This is a genomic window from Telluribacter humicola (assembly GCF_017355935.1).
GTDB classification, from domain to species: domain Bacteria; phylum Bacteroidota; class Bacteroidia; order Cytophagales; family Spirosomataceae; genus Telluribacter; species Telluribacter humicola.
Genome location: NZ_JAFIQT010000003.1, coordinates 579,447 through 591,806, shown reverse-complemented (window position 1 = coordinate 591,806; position 12,360 = coordinate 579,447). Strand labels below are relative to the sequence as shown.

Here is a 12,360-nt window from a genome sequence, read left to right as displayed (position 1 = left end):
ACTCCTTTGTCGTCAGAACTTCACGTCTTTCAGACATATCTGTAACGATTTGTTGCCGCGGAAGTTATTTTCCTCCAGCTGATAGCATATTGAGAAAGGCTTGCCGCTCATGAGGTCGGGGTACAGGTGTGCCATACTGAAGCCAATCGCCGTAAAGGCTGGGGAATCTCCCTGGTACACATCGAACTTGATATGCTTGCTCTTCATGATGGTAGGACGTCCGGCAACGTGTACATTATGTGAAACGAATACCGGCAGCATGTTGCCCGGGCCAAAAGGAGCCATTTGGCGCAGCACGTTGTAAAACTTCCAGTTGATATCTTTCAGCTCCAGCTCCAGATCAATATCAATCATAGGAATCAGCTGCTCGGGCTGAATACGGCTAGTCACTATCTCTTCGAACTTCAGCCGGAAGGCGTCCACATTTTCAACGGGCAGCGTAAGTCCCGCTGCGAAGGTATGACCTCCAAACTGCTCGAGTAGCTCGGAGCACTCCTCGATGGCCTCGTATACATCAAAGCCGGGTACCGAGCGAGCCGAACCGGTGGCTTTGCCGTTGGAGTGGGTAAGTATAATAGTAGGTCTATGGAAATGCTCGATGCAGCGGCTAGCCACGATACCTACAACGCCCTTATGCCAGTCCTGCTTGAAGAGTACTGTACTCTTCGCCTGCGACAGCCACCCATCCTGCTGGATCATAGTCAGCGCCTCTTCGGTAATGCTGGTGTCGAAGGTGCGGCGTTCGGTATTGTGCTTGTTGATTTCAAAAGCAAAAGAAGTGGCTTCGTCCTCATCATCACAAAGCAACAGACGTACAGCCTCTTTGGCATGCTTGATACGGCCAGCGGCATTGATACGTGGTCCCAGCCCGAATACTACCTTGGTAATGTCCAGTTCAGTTGTGAAACCTGCTATCTGTATAAGCGCCTTAACGCCTGTACAGGGATTAGAGTTGAGCCGTTGCAGCCCGTAGTAGGCCAGCACGCGGTTTTCACCCGTGATGGGTACAATATCGGCGGCTATACTTACGACCACCAGGTCGAGGTACTCGTATAGCATGTCCAGTTCCTGCCCATTCTGCAGGCAGAAGGCCTGTAACAGCTTAAAGCCTACCCCGCAGCCCGTTAATTCTTTGTAGGGGTACAGGCAGTCTTCACGCTTGGGGTCCAGTACAGCTACGGCCGGAGGTATCTCAGAGCCAGGGCGGTGGTGGTCGCAGATAATAAAGTCAATGCCGCGATTTTTGGCCTCCGTCACTTTATCAATGGACTTGATGCCGCAGTCGAGCGTCACGATCAGCGTAAAGCCGTTCTCCTCCGCCCAGTCAATGCCCTGCCACGATACGCCATAGCCTTCGGCGTAGCGGTCGGGTATATAGTAGTCGAGTTTGTCGTATATCTTTCTGAGAAAACCGTAGAATAGAGCTACCGAGGTAGTACCATCCACATCGTAGTCGCCATACACCAGTATCTTCTCCCCGTTGGCCATAGCCTCACAGAGTCGCTCCACGGCCAGATCCATATCCTGCATCAGGAAAGGGTCGTGCAGGTGCGAAAGCTCCGGTCGGAAGAAGTCCCTGGCCGAATCAAAATCAGTAATGCCCCGCTGAACCAGTAGCGTGGACAAGAAAGGATTTATGCTGATCGATTGCGCCAGGTCATGGGCAGTCTGCACTTGCTCAGGGGTAAGCTCGGATCGTACTATCCAACGTTTTTCATTCATAAATACAAAGATAGGGGAATTGCCTATCTCTTAGTTTAAAAGTATAAAGTTACCGGCAGATAATCATATGCTCTGACTGATTGTAATAACTAGCTCTTATAGTACCTACTAGCTTCGCCTCAGATTGCGGATTTTAGATATATCCGCAACGATTTAGGTACGCTAATCGTTCACGTCCTTCTGTCGCAGGAAGGTACTGTGTAGGGGTGATCTTCATGAAAGGTAGTATCATAAATAACAAGTACCGTATTCAAGATGCGGAATACCAGCGGGAAAGCTTCGATAAAGATTTTATCTTTGCAGGAATTTAACCATTTTTAACTCAGCCGCATGGCCCGACTTCTCGCCATTGACTATGGTGCCAAACGTACCGGAATAGCCGTTACGGACCCGCTGCAGATTATCGCTACGGCCCTTGACACGGTACGCACACATGACTTGCTGGATTTCCTCAAGAAGTACACTCAGCAGGAGCCGGTAGAGGCATTTATAGTGGGGATGCCGCGGCGACTTGACAATACCGCTACCAACAATACCCCTCTGGTAGAGGCTTTTATCAAACGGTTGAGGAACACCTTTCCGGATATTCCCGTTTATACGCATGATGAGCGCTTTACTTCTTCCATGGCGCTGCAATCCATGATTGCCAGTGGGAGTAAGAAGAGTGACCGCCGTGAGAAAGGCAACATTGATAAGATCAGCGCTACCATCATACTACAATCCTATATGGAGAGTCAGCGATAGGGGCAAATAAACAAACTAACCAACTAAGAGCTAATTACTAATACCTCATTACAATGATTTACCCCATAGTAGCCTACGGAGACCCCATTCTGCGTAAAGTAACCCGCCCGATTGAAAAAGAAGAAGTGGATCTGAAAAAACTGTCGGAGGATATGTACGAAACCATGTACTCGGCCTCGGGCGTAGGGCTGGCCGCTCCGCAAATCGGGCTCAATATCCGGATATTTGTAGTAGATGGTACTCCCTTTAACGAAGGAGAAGACGAGGAGGATAAAGATGCCTCTCTGGAAGGCTTCAAGAAGGTATTCATCAATCCTGAAATCCTGGAAGAAGACGGTGACGAGTGGCCTTTTGAAGAGGGCTGTCTGAGTATACCCGGTATCCGTGGCGATGTGTACCGCCCCGAGCGCCTGAAGATCCGCTACCGCGATCTTGACTGGAATGAGCACGTGGAGGAGTATGACGGTACGGCGGCCCGTATTATCCAGCACGAGTACGACCACCTACAGGGCAAACTCTTCACAGACTACATGCCTGCCCTGAAAAAGCAGTTGCTCAAGAAGAAGCTTAACGATATAGCGAAAGGAAACGTAGACGTAGACTACCGGATGCGCTTCCCCAACCGCCGATAATATACCTGATCACGTTCCCCAGGCAGATGGCTCTGCCTGGGGTTCTTTTTGTAATAGATATTACTACTGAGCTTATGCCTGAACCTATCGAACAACTAGCTGTAGCCTTACTGCAAGCCAACCTATACTGGGAGGATACCATCGCCAACCTGGCAATGCTGGAAGAGCAGATTGCGGTCCTGCCCGAGCCAGCCGATGTCGTGGTGCTGCCCGAAATGTTTAGCACCGGCTTTTCGATGAATGCCTCCAAAGTAGCCGAGGCCATGAACGTAACTACCACGCGCTGGATGAAGCAAATGGCTGCCAAGACCAAAGCCTTGGTAGTAGGAAGCTTTGCCGTGAAGGAAGATGGCAAGTACTATAACCGCCTGCTGTGTGTGCGCCCCGAAGGTACCTATGAGGTATATGATAAGCGGCATCTGTTCCGGATGGGGCAGGAGCACGATACCTACACGGCCGGTACCCAGCGGCTGGTGGTAGAGTGGAAGGGCTGGCGGATCTGTCCGCTGGTGTGCTACGATCTGCGTTTTCCGGTGTGGAGCCGTAATAGCCAGCAAGAGCCGTACGATCTGTTGCTGTACGTAGCCAACTGGCCGGCCCGCCGGGCCTACGCCTGGCAGACGCTACTACACGCCCGCGCTATCGAGAATCAATGCTACGTAGCCGGGGTGAATAGAGTAGGAGCCGACGGAAACGGTGTAGAACATATCGGAGGTACCCAGATGATCGACTTCCTGGGTGAGCCTATTACGGACTTAGGCGATGCGGAGGCAGCAAAAGTGGTAAAGATTGAGAAGTCGCCCCTGCTAACCTACCGGGAGAAGTTTCCGGCCTATCTGGATGCCGATCAGTTTGATATAAAACTATAACAGCCCGCCTAGATTACCGGGCAGGCTGTCAGCTATATCCTTATTGGGTTATTACTCTATTACCTTAGGTACTTTTATATAGGTACCATCCTGACTGGGGGCATTAGCGAGGGCTTGCTCCCGCGTCAGGCGGTTCAGTCCTGAATCCTCACGCCAGTTGTTGACTTCACCCGTCACGTGCGTCAGCGGCTCTACTCCCTGCGTATCCAGTTCGTTGAGCTGTTCCATCCATGTCAGCACGTTTTCCATGCTGGCCAGCAGGGCTTCCTCCTCCTCGGGCTTCACTTCCAGCCGCGCCAGGTGAGCTATCTTCTGTAAGGTTTCACGATCTATTTTCATCTTGGGGTAGTCAGTTTATTAACTGCAAAGATAAGAGGTAATAAGGAGTGTACAGTACTTTACCTTTTTATGTAATCTGATTTAGCTGTTGAATGAGGGGCGGCAACAAGGTTTCCTTGATTTGCCAGACAATGGAGTAGTCAATTCCAAAATAATCATGAACAATACGATTTCTAAACCCCCGGATTCTTATCCATTCAATATAAGGGTACCTATTTTTAAATTCCTCAGGTAGTCTATTTGCAGCTTCCCCGATAATTTCAAAGTTACGTACTACCGCATCAACGGTTTTACTATCATCAATAAACTGCTCGTAGCTCATACCTTCAGTATAAGCCAGAATTTTATGAGCACTTTCGAGAATATCCCCTACGAGTAGTACCGGATCTCTCTTAGACATAGATTATCTCCTTTTCAATAGCTTTAAAATATTTATCCTTGATGCCGTTTCTGGAAACAAGATCTACCTTCTTTTGAAGCTGCTGCTCTATGTAATCAGCTAGGTCTATAAACTCTACACCAACGGGCTTACTAAACTCAACAAGTATATCTACATCGCTTGCGGCAGTAAAGTCATCCCGGACTACAGAGCCAAATAGGCCAATAGTCCGGACATGAAATCGCTGAGCTAACTCTGGCTTTAGCTGTTCCAGCTTTCCTTTGATATCTGATAGCTGCCTCATTTTATAAAGTTACGAATAATAGGCTTAGCGCTTGTTGTTAATACAACCAGTATACCCGCCTAAACGTTTGTCTAGGCGGGTATACTGGTTAATACAAATCTCATTCCTTACCCTTTCTGTCCGGGCGTTTGCGCTTTTTCAGCGCTTCGCTCAGCAGGAACTCAATCTGCCCGTTGACGCTCCGGAAATCTTCCTGCGCCCATCGTTCCAGCTCTTTAAGCATCTCCGGACTTACACGTAGTACAAAGGCTTTCTTCTCGGACATATCAGGGGTACAGGGTACCGGCGTTCACGATAGGGGCCGCCGCTTTATCACTACATAGTACTACCAGCAGGTTGCTGACCATTGCGGCCTTCCGCTCCTCGTCCAGGTGTACTATACCTTTTTCGGAAAGCTGTGCCAGAGCCATATCTACCATGCCTACGGCTCCGTCTACAATCTGTCGGCGGGCGGCCACTACGGCCGAGGCCTGCTGACGCTGCAACATGGCGCCGGCTATTTCGGGCGCATAAGCCAGGTGACTGATTCGGGCTTCCAGTACATCAATACCGGCCCGGCTGAGGCGCTCAGTAAGCTCACCTTCCAGCATCGCGTTGATTTTGCCGGTGCTATCGCGCAGGGTTACTTCCTCAATCTGATCCTCGTCCATAATATCATACGCGTAAGCACCCGCCAGATGGCGTACAGCGGCTTCTGATTGAATTTCGACAAATCGTACATAGTCATCTACTTCAAAAGAAGCTTTGGCCGTATCGCCTACGCGCCATACTACTACGGCGGCTATCTCGATAGGATTCCCCAGTTTATCGTTTACTTTTAGCTTCTGACCGTTAAGGTTACGGGCCCGCAGGCTGATCTTCCGCCGGCGAAACAGAGGATTCACCCAGCGCAATCCATTTTGCCGCATAGTACCCATGTAGTCACCGAAGAAGGTGGTCACAATGGCCTCGTTGGGATTAATCACTGAAAGCCCAATCAGGATAATAATACCGATAATGATAAGTGGGATACCAGAGGATAACTGCCCGAATAGTACTATGAGAGGAATTCCACCGAGCAGCATCAGGAGGCCTATGGCAAAGAGCACATAGCCGGAAAGCGAGCGTAGTTCTTTTTCGTTCATCGTCGTAAGTGATAGTATAATGATATCACAATGATAGAAGGTTTAAGATCAGGAATCTACTGATTTCGGACTGTCAATCGCCTAGGTCGGATGAATGGTACCCCGCCGGGAAGAACGGTACCCGCAGATACCACTCCTGATTAAATAAATGATGGGTTTATTACTATTTAGCCAAATTTTTGTCCCATTTTTAAACTCTACATAATGTCTAAGTAACAAGCAGGTAATAGTAAATCTGCTTATTTGTACTATGAAAGAAAAGACTCATTTCCGGACCATTGTTATCTCAGACGTGCATCTGGGAACGAATGGTTCGAAAGCGAAAGAAGCTACCCACTTTCTCAAATACTATTCCTGCAAAAGGTTGATCCTGAACGGAGATATTATTGACGGTTGGCAGTTGAAGAAGTACGGTACCTGGAAGCGGAAACATACGGGTTTTTTCAAAGCTGTCCTTAAGATGATGGACGATCATGGTACGAAGGTGGTGTATCTGCGGGGCAACCACGATGATTTTCTGGATCAGATCATCCCCATCCGATTCGGAAAGAAATTCCAGATCCGGAAGGACTACATACTTAAGTCCGGCAATCGTCGCTACTACATTACCCACGGCGATGTATTTGACTCGGTAACGACGCACTTCAAATGGCTGGCTTACCTGGGCGACGTGGGATATACTTTCCTGCTCTGGCTCAACAAGTTCTATAATAGCTACCGGGCCTGGCAGGGTAAGCCCTACTTCTCGCTTTCGCAACGGATCAAGCAGCGGGTTAAGATGGCGGTAAACTATGTGTCCGACTTTGAAGAGAAATTGACAGAGCTGGCCCGCTCCCGCCACTGCGATGGTATTATCTGCGGCCATATTCACCAGCCGGTAATCCGGGAGATGGAAGACGATATCATGTACCTCAACTCCGGTGACTGGGTAGAGTCAATGAGCGCGCTGGTGGAAGACTTCGAGGGCAACTGGAGCCTGCTGTACTACAATGAAGCCGTGGAGAATAAAGAGGAGGATGAAGAAGAGGACAAGTCCATCTCTAACTTTTTTGGTCGTAAAGAAGTCATAGCGGCTTTCACGGCAAGCAAAGCAGGAGAAGTACCTCCCACGGTGCGAAGTTTTTTTAGATAGGAAATACGTATAACATTAATGCCCTGCCTATGAAGATCGTGTTTTTTGTACAGGGAGAAGGCCGGGGGCACCTTACCCAGGCGCTGGCCCTGAGGCAAATGGTGCAGGAAGCAGGCCACCAGGTAGTAGCCGTATTGGTGGGAACTGCCGAGGGGCGTGTGCTGCCCGAGTTCTTTGTAGAACAAATTAAGGCACCCATTCATACCTTTGCCAGCCCCAATCTGGTCTATGACAGCGGCAAAGGCTGCATCAACCTCATAAAGACCATACGTATGCACACCGCCCGCGCAGGTACCTATGCGCAAAGTCTGCGGCAAATACACGAGCTGGTAAAGCAGTATAAGCCGGAAGTACTTGTCAACTTCTACGAAGTACTGGGGGGCATCTACAACGCTACCTACCGCCCCGGTATCCCTATGGTATGTATCGCGCACCAGTACCTCTTACTCCACCCTCAGTTCCACTTCCCCAAAAACAGCTGGCTGGACCGCCGGATCGTTAACTTCAATACAAGACTTACAGCTCTGGGCGCTCTAAAAAAGCTGGCTCTGTCATTTCGCCCGATGCCGACTAGTACTTACCCCGCGCTTACCATCGTTCCGCCCCTGCTCCGACGGGAAGTACAGCAACTACAACCTGCCAGCGGCGACTATATGCTTGTGTACATGACACACCACAGCCTGAGCCGTCAGATCCGGGCGTGGCACCGGGAGCATCCGGAGATACGGTTGCATTGCTTCTGGGATAAAGCGGATGCCGCCGAGGAGGAAGTCGTAGACGATACCCTGACCTTCCACCGGATCAATGGCCCCAAGTATCTGCGCTTCATGGAGGGTTGCCGCGCAGTAGTGACTACGGCGGGATTTGAGTCGGTATGCGAGGCGATGTACCTGGGCAAGCCCGTGCTGATGGTACCCGTACCAAAGCATTTTGAACAGGCCTGTAACGCTGTAGATGGATTACTATCCGGTGCCGGAGCCACCTCCCGTACCTTTGACCTGTCGGTACTCACTGATTTCCTGCCCTACTACCGCAGTCCACAGGCGGAGTTCAGGGTGTGGCACCGGGAGGGCAGCTACCTCTTTGTGAAGGAACTGGAAGCCGTCGTACAGCTTAGCCAACCCGCCTCTCCTGTCTACGCCGATACACTGGCTTGGGGCTAGGGAGGAGGTACTGCCTGCTCGACAGGTATATATTTAACGACGTCTTCTGATTGTTATAGCTGCTCTTTTTATAGAGTTATCATCTTTTCTCTTGTCAGCAGCTTTGCCTGTTTTTATGTAGCTTTGGTAAAACTATTTACCTAAACTATGAAAAAATTACTGCTGTGTGCGTTGTTAGCTCTGATGACGACACCTACCATTTTCGCTCAGGATTATAAAGACAAGATTACGCTGGTAATACACGGGGGCGCGGGTACTATTACGCGCCAGAATATGACGCCCGAACGGGAGAAAGCCTATAAGGAGGCGCTCACGATGGCACTGCTGAAGGGACACCAGGTCCTGAAGCAGGGTGGTACCAGCCTGGAAGCCGTCGAAGCGGCCGTACGGGTCATGGAAGATTCCCCCCTTTTTAATGCGGGTAAAGGAGCGGTATTTACCAGCGAAGGCAAAAACGAAATGGATGCGGCCGTTATGAATGGCAAAAATCTAATGGCCGGCGCCGTAGCCAGCGTCACTACCGTTAAAAACCCAATCAGGGCCGCTATTGCCGTTATGGAAAGCTCCCCGCACGTGATGATGATGGGGAAAGGAGCGGAGCTATTCGCCGAAAAGCAAGGGCTGGAAATCGTTGAGCCTTCTTACTTCCATACGGAAGCCCGCTATAAAGCGCTGGAGCGTGCCCGCAAAGAAGAGAAGGTAGAGCTGGACCATACTGAAAAAGAAAAGAAGGCGGTTAAGAAAGGCTCTAAGACCGGAGCTGTAACTCCTCAGGATAATCTCATCTTTACGGAAGGAAAGAAATTTGGTACAGTAGGTTGTGTAGCGCTGGACCAGTATGGCAACCTGGCGGCGGGTACCTCTACCGGAGGGATGACCAACAAGCGCTACGGCCGGGTAGGCGATGCGCCCATAATCGGAGCGGGTACCTATGCCAACAATACTACCTGTGCCATATCGGCCACCGGTCACGGTGAGTACTTTATCCGCTCGGTAGTCGCCTACGACGTGTCAGCGCTGATGGAGTACAAAGGCTTAAGCGTGCAGCAGGCGGCCGACGAGGTAGTAATGAAAAAGCTGGTAGAACGAGGTGGTGAAGGTGGCCTGATTGCGCTAGATCGTCAGGGTAATATTGCCATGCCGTTCAACTCTGAAGGGATGTATCGAGGCTACGTCAAAGCAGACGGTACTATTGAGGTGTTGATTTATAAGGAGGAAAGGTAAGAAAGGTACAAGAGGCGGCCGCCGCTGCGGAGGAAAGGAGTTGATCAATGATCAATTTCAAGTAGCCGTCATACCTTTCGGCACTTTTATCCTTTCCTCCCTTCCTCCTTTACTGCCTCTTGAATATCATCCGCTCGCTGCGGTTGTTGTAGTAGATCGATAGCTGGTCTTTTCGGTCCTTCGAAGTGTAAATCTCATACCCGGTGGCGCTGTTCATAGCGGTCCAGGCTTTGGCACTCCAGGAGGTGGGTTCGGCTACTTTAGTACCACCAAAAGTAACGTTCAGGAGCTGACAGGCGTCGGCTTTCTGATAGCTTCCGAAAACCTCATTGGCTACGGTATGCCCTTTGATAGTACCTGCTTCGCCTTCTTCCTTAAATGTGAACACTACGCCGCGGCCACTTGGATCCGGGTCTTCTTCCAGCTTGCGGCTGTCGATGTTCTGGTAAGCCTGTAGCCGCCAGGTACCTTCCAAACCTCCGGTTTTACTACAACTATACGGAGCGTCTATGATAAAATCCTCCTGCTCGCACCGGAAAGCGGTGACGCACAGCAGCAACAAGAGAGCCACGCTCGAAATAAATCTTTGCATACTATTTTTTACAAATCCTGATTTTCTAATACTTAATTCTATTGATTAGTAATGTTCCTACCCGTGGCCTGTATCTCACAGGCCCAGTTACGTCAGCTATATGTAGATCCGTGGAGATATGGACCACGGACTATGCGTCCCAGACGCCCCTCATAGCAAATGTAGCAACCTATATAATTTAATAGCTACTAAAACGTTATCCCCATCCGCAGAGACATGCGGTTGTATTCGCGGGTTTCGAAGCGCTCAGTCTGGTCCCAAAGTGGGGGTTTTGTAACAAATGCCTCCTGCCGTTTATAACTAAGCGTGATTGTGAAAGCAGCTCCATCGGGTCGGCCCAGGCGAAAGCCCAGACCGGGATTCAGCATCATACCTCCTTGGGTACGGTATCCTTCGTTGTCTTCGTGGAACCATACCAAGCCATAACCGGCATCAGCCGTAGCAAAGAAACGAACGTTGCGTTTGCCAGCCAAATCATACCTGGCACCGGCGGCTATGGGTGTAATAAGTGCCGTCGTATACCAGTCGAGGCCGGTAGTGAGTCCGGCCGACAGCCTTGGGTTGATTCGCATGCCGTTGAAGGTCTGCAGGGTTAGGTTCAGGCGGTTTTCTACTACCTGGGTAGCCCCAGCGTATGGCAGGTACTTGACCCGCCCGAATAGTCCGCCCAACTCAGTATGGTTGACGTAGTGGCGTTTAAAAGGTACCTCCTGAGCCAGAGTCAAACCAGTCGCCAACAGGCTGATCATACATAGAGAAAGTAGCTTCTTCATAGTCGGTTTTGTTTAGAAGCCTTAGATAGTACTTTCACCTACTGGTATCTTACTGATCTGGCGGAGCTGGCGCGGATTGGTAGCGTCAAACTGGTAAAAGCCATCCTTACCGACCATCAGGAGCGTCTTACCCAGCGAGATTACATCGTAGGCGTCGATGTCCTTCATGTGCGACAGCATATTCTTGTCTACCGCAAACTGATCCGATACATTAAAGGTCTTCAGACCGTACTTGCCTTCACAGAGGTAGAGCGTCGGGAAGTCAATGCTCAGGCCATGGGGGTTCTGCATGGGGTAGCTCTTGATGAGGCGCGGGCGCGTCAGGTCGCTGATGTCCACCAGGTCGAGCTGATTTTGGGCGTTGCGGCAGGTAGTACCCGAGCGCAGGGTTACGTAGGCTACATTGTCCTGTACAACTACCGGGTCACAGGCCATCATGTGCTGGAATACCGATAGCTGCTTTGGATCAGATGGGTTGCTGTTGTCGTAGATGTACATACCCGTACTAGATCCGATAAAAAGCTTATCCTTGTAGGGGAATATGGTTTCGATACCCCACCCTAAATTGACTGTGGAGAAGCTGGTGGGCTTGGATGGGTTAGAGATATCAAAGAGGTGCAGGTTGTTCTGACCGACGGTGTAGAGGAAGTTGTTGTATAGGGCAAAGCGAGCCATAGAGCCCCCTTTGCCGTCGCTGCTACCCGGAGCCGCTGATGGGGCGGCGGCGCTGGAAAAAGCTGCATCCATCATACGCCAGGCCCCTCCCAGCCACCACATCTCAGGCATGATCGGGTTCTCCTCGCAGTTGGTATTGATCGTTTCTGTGATGTACTCTACTTTCTGGTCGTTGATGGCACCAACGGATTCGTTGTAGCTCCACCAGGCTCCCTCAAACTGGCCATTCTTGAATACTTCATCTACCCGTCCTACTTCCTGCGGCTTAGCCGGATCAGTGATGTCCAGCGCTACCAGGTCGGTATAGCTATCGGCATAGAGGATGTTGCCGCGTACGGCCATATCACCGTTGCCCGGTATATTGATGAACGAAACAAAACGCGGTGCTGCCGGATTGCTGTTGTCAATGACGTGCAGTCCCTTTTTGATTTCGTTAATGAGCAGGTAGTTTCCTTTAACGTAGATCTTACCCGGATGCTCGAGCGCGCGGGGAGCCTCGGTTTTCAGGTTCCTCCGTACCTCCATGAGTGATACAGTTACTGGAGTCATACGCTTCACAATGCGGGTTTCCTGGCAGCGATCGTTGCAGGACCACAGTCCTGTCATCAGCAGTGTAAGTAGCAGTAGTAGAGGTATTGATCTCATAGCAGGTTAGGTTTTGAATGACAGACGAATAGAATACGCCCTT

Annotated in this window: 15 protein-coding genes; 6 read left to right on the top strand and 9 right to left on the bottom strand. The window is 50.4% G+C overall.

The features are described from left to right. Window positions 1–12: 12 nt before the first annotated feature. Entirely contained in the window at window positions 13–1,722 is a 1,710-nt protein-coding gene (recJ, locus tag JUB14_RS17815) for a single-stranded-DNA-specific exonuclease RecJ (RefSeq protein WP_207507947.1), read from the bottom strand. 330 nt (window positions 1,723–2,052) lie between these two features. On the opposite strand from recJ, the gene ruvX reads away from it, so the two are divergent. From ruvX to JUB14_RS17800, 3 genes are all read left to right on the top strand, one after another. After that, window positions 2,053–2,466: a Holliday junction resolvase RuvX gene (gene ruvX, locus JUB14_RS17810; RefSeq protein ID WP_207507945.1), complete on the top strand. Its 414-nt coding sequence runs from the start codon at window positions 2,053–2,055 to the stop codon at window positions 2,464–2,466. 53 nt (window positions 2,467–2,519) lie between these two features. Continuing rightward, window positions 2,520–3,098, top strand: a complete 579-nt coding sequence (gene def / locus JUB14_RS17805; RefSeq protein ID WP_207507944.1) for a peptide deformylase — start codon at window positions 2,520–2,522, stop codon at window positions 3,096–3,098. Between the two features lie 74 nt (window positions 3,099–3,172). Then, the gene (locus tag JUB14_RS17800; protein WP_229367967.1) at window positions 3,173–3,967 is read left to right on the top strand and encodes an amidohydrolase; all 795 of its coding nucleotides are present in this window, start codon (window positions 3,173–3,175) and stop codon (window positions 3,965–3,967) included. Window positions 3,968–4,018: 51 nt separating this feature from the next. On the opposite strand, the gene gatC is transcribed toward JUB14_RS17800, so the two are convergent. From gatC to JUB14_RS17775, 5 genes are all read right to left on the bottom strand, one after another. Beyond that, window positions 4,019–4,306, bottom strand: coding sequence for an Asp-tRNA(Asn)/Glu-tRNA(Gln) amidotransferase subunit GatC (gatC, locus tag JUB14_RS17795; RefSeq protein WP_207507942.1), 288 nt, complete (start codon window positions 4,304–4,306; stop codon window positions 4,019–4,021). A 67-nt stretch (window positions 4,307–4,373) separates the two neighbouring features. Next, on the bottom strand, window positions 4,374–4,706 hold the full coding sequence (locus tag JUB14_RS17790; protein ID WP_207507939.1) for a HepT-like ribonuclease domain-containing protein: 333 nt from the start codon (window positions 4,704–4,706) through the stop codon (window positions 4,374–4,376). Continuing rightward, complete coding sequence (locus JUB14_RS17785) at window positions 4,699–4,989, bottom strand: nucleotidyltransferase family protein (RefSeq protein WP_207507936.1); 291 nt, start codon at window positions 4,987–4,989, stop codon at window positions 4,699–4,701. The genes JUB14_RS17790 and JUB14_RS17785 overlap by 8 nt, the downstream gene beginning before the upstream one ends. A 100-nt stretch (window positions 4,990–5,089) precedes the next feature. Then, a complete protein-coding gene (locus tag JUB14_RS17780) occupies window positions 5,090–5,254 on the bottom strand; it encodes a type II toxin-antitoxin system antitoxin (RefSeq protein WP_207507934.1) in 165 nt (54 codons plus the stop codon). A gap of 1 nt (window position 5,255) precedes the next feature. After that, window positions 5,256–6,113, bottom strand: a complete 858-nt coding sequence (locus tag JUB14_RS17775; protein ID WP_207507933.1) for an SPFH domain-containing protein — start codon at window positions 6,111–6,113, stop codon at window positions 5,256–5,258. Between the two features lie 250 nt (window positions 6,114–6,363). Between JUB14_RS17775 and JUB14_RS17770 the strand changes: the two genes are divergently transcribed. The 3 genes from JUB14_RS17770 to JUB14_RS17760 all read left to right on the top strand — a co-directional run bounded on the left by JUB14_RS17770 (window position 6,364) and on the right by JUB14_RS17760 (window position 9,632). Beyond that, window positions 6,364–7,245 (top strand): UDP-2,3-diacylglucosamine diphosphatase, encoded by an 882-nt coding sequence (locus JUB14_RS17770; RefSeq protein ID WP_207507930.1) that lies wholly within the window; start codon window positions 6,364–6,366, stop codon window positions 7,243–7,245. A 29-nt stretch (window positions 7,246–7,274) separates the two neighbouring features. Next, a complete protein-coding gene (locus JUB14_RS17765; protein WP_207507928.1) occupies window positions 7,275–8,408 on the top strand; it encodes a glycosyltransferase family protein in 1,134 nt (377 codons plus the stop codon). Between the two features lie 147 nt (window positions 8,409–8,555). Beyond that, window positions 8,556–9,632, top strand: a complete 1,077-nt coding sequence (locus JUB14_RS17760; protein ID WP_207507926.1) for an isoaspartyl peptidase/L-asparaginase family protein — start codon at window positions 8,556–8,558, stop codon at window positions 9,630–9,632. Between the two features lie 109 nt (window positions 9,633–9,741). Here the strand turns inward: JUB14_RS17760 and JUB14_RS17755 are convergent, their stop codons facing one another. From JUB14_RS17755 to JUB14_RS17745, 3 genes are all read right to left on the bottom strand, one after another. Continuing rightward, on the bottom strand, window positions 9,742–10,224 hold the full coding sequence (locus tag JUB14_RS17755; protein ID WP_207507924.1) for a hypothetical protein: 483 nt from the start codon (window positions 10,222–10,224) through the stop codon (window positions 9,742–9,744). 188 nt (window positions 10,225–10,412) lie between these two features. Next, a complete protein-coding gene (locus tag JUB14_RS17750) occupies window positions 10,413–10,997 on the bottom strand; it encodes a hypothetical protein (RefSeq protein ID WP_207507922.1) in 585 nt (194 codons plus the stop codon). Between the two features lie 21 nt (window positions 10,998–11,018). Further along, complete coding sequence (locus tag JUB14_RS17745; protein WP_207507920.1) at window positions 11,019–12,317, bottom strand: LVIVD repeat-containing protein; 1,299 nt, start codon at window positions 12,315–12,317, stop codon at window positions 11,019–11,021. Between the last annotated feature and the right edge of the window lie 43 nt (window positions 12,318–12,360).

Excerpts from the sequence above, each read along its gene's own strand:
- recJ (WP_207507947.1), bottom strand. The coding sequence starts at position 1,722 with ATGAATGAAAAACGTTGGATAGTACGATCCGAGCTTACCCCTGAGCAA.
- ruvX (WP_207507945.1), top strand. The coding sequence starts at position 2,053 with ATGGCCCGACTTCTCGCCATTGACTATGGTGCCAAACGTACCGGAATA.
- def (WP_207507944.1), top strand. The coding sequence starts at position 2,520 with ATGATTTACCCCATAGTAGCCTACGGAGACCCCATTCTGCGTAAAGTA.
- JUB14_RS17800 (WP_229367967.1), top strand. The coding sequence starts at position 3,173 with ATGCCTGAACCTATCGAACAACTAGCTGTAGCCTTACTGCAAGCCAAC.
- gatC (WP_207507942.1), bottom strand. The coding sequence starts at position 4,306 with ATGAAAATAGATCGTGAAACCTTACAGAAGATAGCTCACCTGGCGCGG.
- JUB14_RS17790 (WP_207507939.1), bottom strand. The coding sequence starts at position 4,706 with ATGTCTAAGAGAGATCCGGTACTACTCGTAGGGGATATTCTCGAAAGT.
- JUB14_RS17785 (WP_207507936.1), bottom strand. The coding sequence starts at position 4,989 with ATGAGGCAGCTATCAGATATCAAAGGAAAGCTGGAACAGCTAAAGCCA.
- JUB14_RS17780 (WP_207507934.1), bottom strand. The coding sequence starts at position 5,254 with ATGTCCGAGAAGAAAGCCTTTGTACTACGTGTAAGTCCGGAGATGCTT.
- JUB14_RS17775 (WP_207507933.1), bottom strand. The coding sequence starts at position 6,113 with ATGAACGAAAAAGAACTACGCTCGCTTTCCGGCTATGTGCTCTTTGCC.
- JUB14_RS17770 (WP_207507930.1), top strand. The coding sequence starts at position 6,364 with ATGAAAGAAAAGACTCATTTCCGGACCATTGTTATCTCAGACGTGCAT.
- JUB14_RS17765 (WP_207507928.1), top strand. The coding sequence starts at position 7,275 with ATGAAGATCGTGTTTTTTGTACAGGGAGAAGGCCGGGGGCACCTTACC.
- JUB14_RS17760 (WP_207507926.1), top strand. The coding sequence starts at position 8,556 with ATGAAAAAATTACTGCTGTGTGCGTTGTTAGCTCTGATGACGACACCT.
- JUB14_RS17755 (WP_207507924.1), bottom strand. The coding sequence starts at position 10,224 with ATGCAAAGATTTATTTCGAGCGTGGCTCTCTTGTTGCTGCTGTGCGTC.
- JUB14_RS17750 (WP_207507922.1), bottom strand. The coding sequence starts at position 10,997 with ATGAAGAAGCTACTTTCTCTATGTATGATCAGCCTGTTGGCGACTGGT.
- JUB14_RS17745 (WP_207507920.1), bottom strand. The coding sequence starts at position 12,317 with ATGAGATCAATACCTCTACTACTGCTACTTACACTGCTGATGACAGGA.